The 4,453-nt window shown below is 30.1% G+C and carries 5 protein-coding genes; all 5 read left to right on the top strand.

What is annotated here, in order from left to right; all coding sequences use genetic code 11:
* The first annotated feature begins 13 nt into the window (after window positions 1-13).
* Window positions 14-1,177, top strand: coding sequence for an ABC transporter substrate-binding protein (locus tag ACMOUI_RS03745; protein WP_418964401.1), 1,164 nt, complete (start codon window positions 14-16; stop codon window positions 1,175-1,177).
* Between the two features lie 34 nt (window positions 1,178-1,211).
* Window positions 1,212-2,045: a sugar ABC transporter permease gene (locus ACMOUI_RS03740; RefSeq protein WP_418964400.1), complete on the top strand. Its 834-nt coding sequence runs from the start codon at window positions 1,212-1,214 to the stop codon at window positions 2,043-2,045.
* An 85-nt stretch (window positions 2,046-2,130) separates the two neighbouring features.
* Window positions 2,131-2,793 carry an ABC transporter permease gene (locus tag ACMOUI_RS03735; protein WP_418964399.1) on the top strand — a complete coding sequence of 221 codons (663 nt, stop codon included), beginning with the start codon at window positions 2,131-2,133 and terminating at the stop codon, window positions 2,791-2,793.
* Window positions 2,794-3,777: an ABC transporter ATP-binding protein gene (locus ACMOUI_RS03730; protein WP_418964398.1), complete on the top strand. Its 984-nt coding sequence runs from the start codon at window positions 2,794-2,796 to the stop codon at window positions 3,775-3,777.
* Window positions 3,778-4,362, top strand: a complete 585-nt coding sequence (locus ACMOUI_RS03725; protein WP_418964397.1) for a CDP-alcohol phosphatidyltransferase family protein — start codon at window positions 3,778-3,780, stop codon at window positions 4,360-4,362. It begins immediately after the preceding gene.
* Window positions 4,363-4,453 lie beyond the last annotated feature (91 nt).

The raw sequence follows: 4,453 nt of genomic DNA, 5'->3' as shown, positions 1-4,453 counted from the left end.
GGAGGAGCGTTAAATGGGAAAAAAATTTAAAATGCTAACACTTTCAATGTTAATTTTTGGCGTATTGGTAGGTTGTAATAAAGAGGAAAATAAAAATGTAAATATCTATATGTGGGGTGGTTCAAAAGAGATTAATACTTTTATGGACGATGTGGTTGCTCCTAAGGTATTAAAAGATGAAAATATAAATCTAAAAAGAGTTCCTATTGTAGATATAAAAGATGTTGTAAATAAATTAATAATTGAAAAACAAGCTGGGAAAAAAAATGGAGCCATAGATGTTTTATGGGTAAATGGTGAAAACTTTAAAGCGTTGAAGGATGCTGGGGTCTTAGAAAATGGGATACTAGGAAAAATTAAAAATAAAGATATATTAAAAGAGAGTACAGTTGTTAAAGATTTTGGTGAGGATATTAATGGATTAGAGGTTCCATTTGGAGAGGCACAATTCAATTTTATATACGATACTAAAAATGGGGATGTGCCATTTACTGGTTGGGAAACTTTAACAGAGTATGTGAAAAAGAATCCAGGTAGATTTACTTACCCAAATGCTACTAATTTTACAGGGAGCGCTTTTGTAAGAAATATAACAATTGATATGTTAGGATATGATAATATTCAAAATATGAGTCCTGAAGAGTTTAAGCAAAACTTAAATTTAGTTTGGAACTATTTAAATGAGATAGAGCCTTATCTTTGGAGAAAGGGTGAAACATATCCTGAATCAGAGGGGAAGCTAGACCTACTATATTCAGCTGGTGAAGTTGATGTGACTATGGGATACACAATAAATAAGGTCAATTCAAAAATAGAGTCTGGAGATTATCCAGAAACATCACAAAGCTTTCTACTGAATAAGGGAACTCTATTTAATAACCATTACTTAGCTATTCCTAAAAATGCCCAGAATATTGATGGAGCTCTATCAGTAATCAATGAGTTAGTGTCTCCAGAGATACAACTATTAAAACAGGAACCTAAAAATTGGGGAGACTTTACTATTTTAGATATGAAAAAATTACCTCCAGAGACAGTGAAACAGTTTTTTGATTTAAACAAAAGTGGAAAAATACCATCATTAGAGGAGTTACAAGAGAAAAGAGTGATGGAATTAACACCTGATAAATTAAAAATTATTGAAGAAGGATGGATAGAGAACGTTGGAAAAAATTAAAAAATTTATATATATAATACCATTTTTATTATATATGACATTTTTCTTTCTCTACGGTTTATACTATGTTTTTATGACCTCTTTAGGTTATAATAGAGTTTTAAGTAACTCTTGCTTTACATTACATTACTATAAAGATGTGCTTCACTCAAAAGAGTTTTACGAAAGTTTAGTATATACTATAAAAATAAATAGTATAGCTTCTTTCCTTGCCTTTATACTGACGATTATTGTTTTGTTTTTAGTTTTTTTAAGTAAAAGAAAAGGATATTTTCATACAAAGTTCTTTCAAAAGGTAATTGAAGCACCTGTATTTGTCCCATACTTAGTAAGTGCATATGGAATTCTTCTTCTACTTATGAGAAGAGGGATAATCAATAAATTTCTGCTAAAAATGGGTCTTATATCATCAATAGATCAGTTTCCAATACTGACAAATGATCACCACGGAATAGGAATAATATTAACCTATGTTTGGAAAGCTCTTCCATTCATGACTATGATGAGTCTTCCTGTAGTATTCAGAGTGGATAAAAAATGGGATTCTTTGGGTAAAATATATAATTTAAGCAATATTACATTTTTTAAAAAAATAGTTTTCCCCTTAGTCTTTCCAACTTTAAGTATTAGTTTTTTTATAGTTTTAACCTATCTCTTTGCAGCATTTGAAACACCATATATATTGGGAGTTACTCATCCTAGAGTGCTATCAGTACTTGTATTTGATACATATACAAAAGGTAGCTTAGACTTAAGAGGTAAAATAATGGTTATGAATATACTAATTTCAAGTATAAGTTTATTATTTGGTGGGATAATGTGTTTAGCTTTAAAATTTTTCACAAAGTTCCAAGAGAGAGAGTGGTAGGATGAAGAGATTATTTTTATGGAGTACCTATTTTTTACTATCACTAATATTCTTATTACCTTTTATTGGAATATTTTTAAATAGTATGAACTTTAAAATGTGGGAATATGTATTAAGGTCAGTACAAACTTATAATAGTCTATTAACTACTTTTTTAGTAGCTGTGATAACTATGTTTATAAACTTTATAATAGGAACTCCTGTAGCTGCTTTTATGGCTAGGGAAAACTTTAAAGGGAAGATGTTTATAGAATTTTTAATTGTGCTTCCACTAATAATTCCTACTATGGTTAGTACAATGGGAATTCAGTTCGCATTTATTAAAATAAATTTAATTGAAACAGTATTGGGGGTTGCCATTGTACACAGTGTGACAACAATACCCTACTATATACAGAGTATGAGAGCAGGATATGTAACATTAAATAAAGATTATATCAATTTGGGAAAAGTTTTAGGAGCTAATGCTGTAGAGAGATTTTTGAAAATCACTCTACCAATAATATATCCTTCATTTTTAGTGGGAATGTCTTTAGTTATTATAGTTTCATTGGCTCAATATTTGGTAACTTTCATAATAGGTGGAGGGCAGATTATGACTTTACCTATTTTGATGATGCCCTATCTGGTGGATGGTGGAGTTACCAATGGAACTGTTTACAGTATAATATATGTTGCATTTACATACTTTTTAGTTTTTTTAGTAGATCGAATAGTAAAAAATATTTATAGAAAGAGAGAGTATTAGATGATAGAGATAAAAGGAGTATCTAAATCTTTTTCTGGATTTTCCTTAAAAAATATAGATATTTCTATAGAAGAGGGTGAATTTATAGGAATATTGGGGCAATCTGGATCTGGAAAGTCAACTCTTTTAAATCTAGTGGCAGGTTTGGATAGAGAGTTTAGTGGAGAGATACTTATAAATGGTAAGAGTCCGAGTAAAATGATAAAAGATGGAGAGGTGGCTATGGTTTTTCAAAAAGACCTACTTCTTCCTCATCTGAGCGTTTGGGAAAATATCGCTTTTGGATTAAAAATAAAAAGAATAGATAAAAATGAGATTGAAAAAAGGGTGAAAGAAGCTCTAATAGAAATGGATTTAGTTGGAAAGGAAAAAAGATTTCCAAATGAATTAAGTGGTGGAGAAAAACAAAGAGTATCTATAGCTAGAGCTATAGTGACAAGACCAAAGATTTTATTGATGGATGAACCCTTTTCAGCCTTGGATTTTAATTTGAGAGATAGAATGCAGAAAATGGTAAAAAAACTTCATGAAAAATTAAAGGTTACAATTATATTTGTAACTCATGATAGAGAGGAAGCTTTTTATTTATCAAATAAGATAGGAGTTATGTTTAGAGGAGAGCTTTTAGATTATGGAACTCCAAAAGATCTATATAATAACCCTAGAAATGTGTATACGGCAAAACTTTTAGCAGTAGAAAATATATTTTTAAAAGAGACATTTGAAAAACTTTTCCACTGTAAAGTTAAGCAGTGTAAATTTGTTGCTCTTAGAGGAAAGAGCATAAAAATTGTGGAAGATTCCAATTTAGAAGGTAAGGTAGAAGAGATTAATTTCAAAATGGGTGGATACTCTGTAGTTATCTCCTTAGGGAATGAAAAGATAACTTTAGTGGAAGAAAAGGAGTTTTTGTATAAAGTTGGGGATAAGGTATACCTTATTCACAATGAGAGTGAGGAAATTTTAATAGAGGGAGATAAATAGATGTTAGATACACATTGTAGAAAATATATTCAACCATTAATAGGAGTTGGAGCAGATTTAGCTATGAAACTGGGGCTCAGCGCTAATGGTGTTACAATAATAGCTATGTTATTAGGAGTATTTAGTGGAGTTTTAGTGGCTTTAGGGTTTAATATCCTAGCAGTTCTAATTCTATGGCTTTCAGGATACCTAGATGCAGTGGATGGAACAATAGCTAGAAAAACAAAATCTTCATCACCTTTTGGAACTGTGATGGATATTACTTTTGATAGAATGGTTGAGGGAGCAGTTATACTGGGAGTTGCTTATAAGTATTCTGAATTTAGTTTTATATCTCTTGTATTAGCGGTGAGTATAATAATATCTATGACAATATTTTTAACAACAGGACCATTAGCTGAAAATAAAGGGGAAAAAACATTTTATTATCAAGCTGGATTAGCTGAAAGAACTGAAGGGTTTTTAATGCTAAGTTTGATGATACTTTTAAAAGAGAATGCTGGAATTGTGATAAATATATTTACGGCAATGGTTTTATTCACGGCTTTTCAAAGATTTATGGAAGCAAAAAAAATATTAAAATAAATATATGTAAATATAGGAGAGTCTTACTTTAGTGTAAGGCTCTTTTTTTATAGAAAAAATTTGAGACTATTAATAAACGTAGTTATAAGTG

Origin of the sequence: Cetobacterium sp., assembly GCF_048470075.1 — a bacterium.
In the GTDB taxonomy this organism is placed as follows: Bacteria; Fusobacteriota; Fusobacteriia; order Fusobacteriales; family Fusobacteriaceae; genus Cetobacterium_A.
The sequence above is the reverse complement of the archived record's forward strand: the minus strand, read 5'-3'. Positions and strand labels throughout refer to the sequence as shown.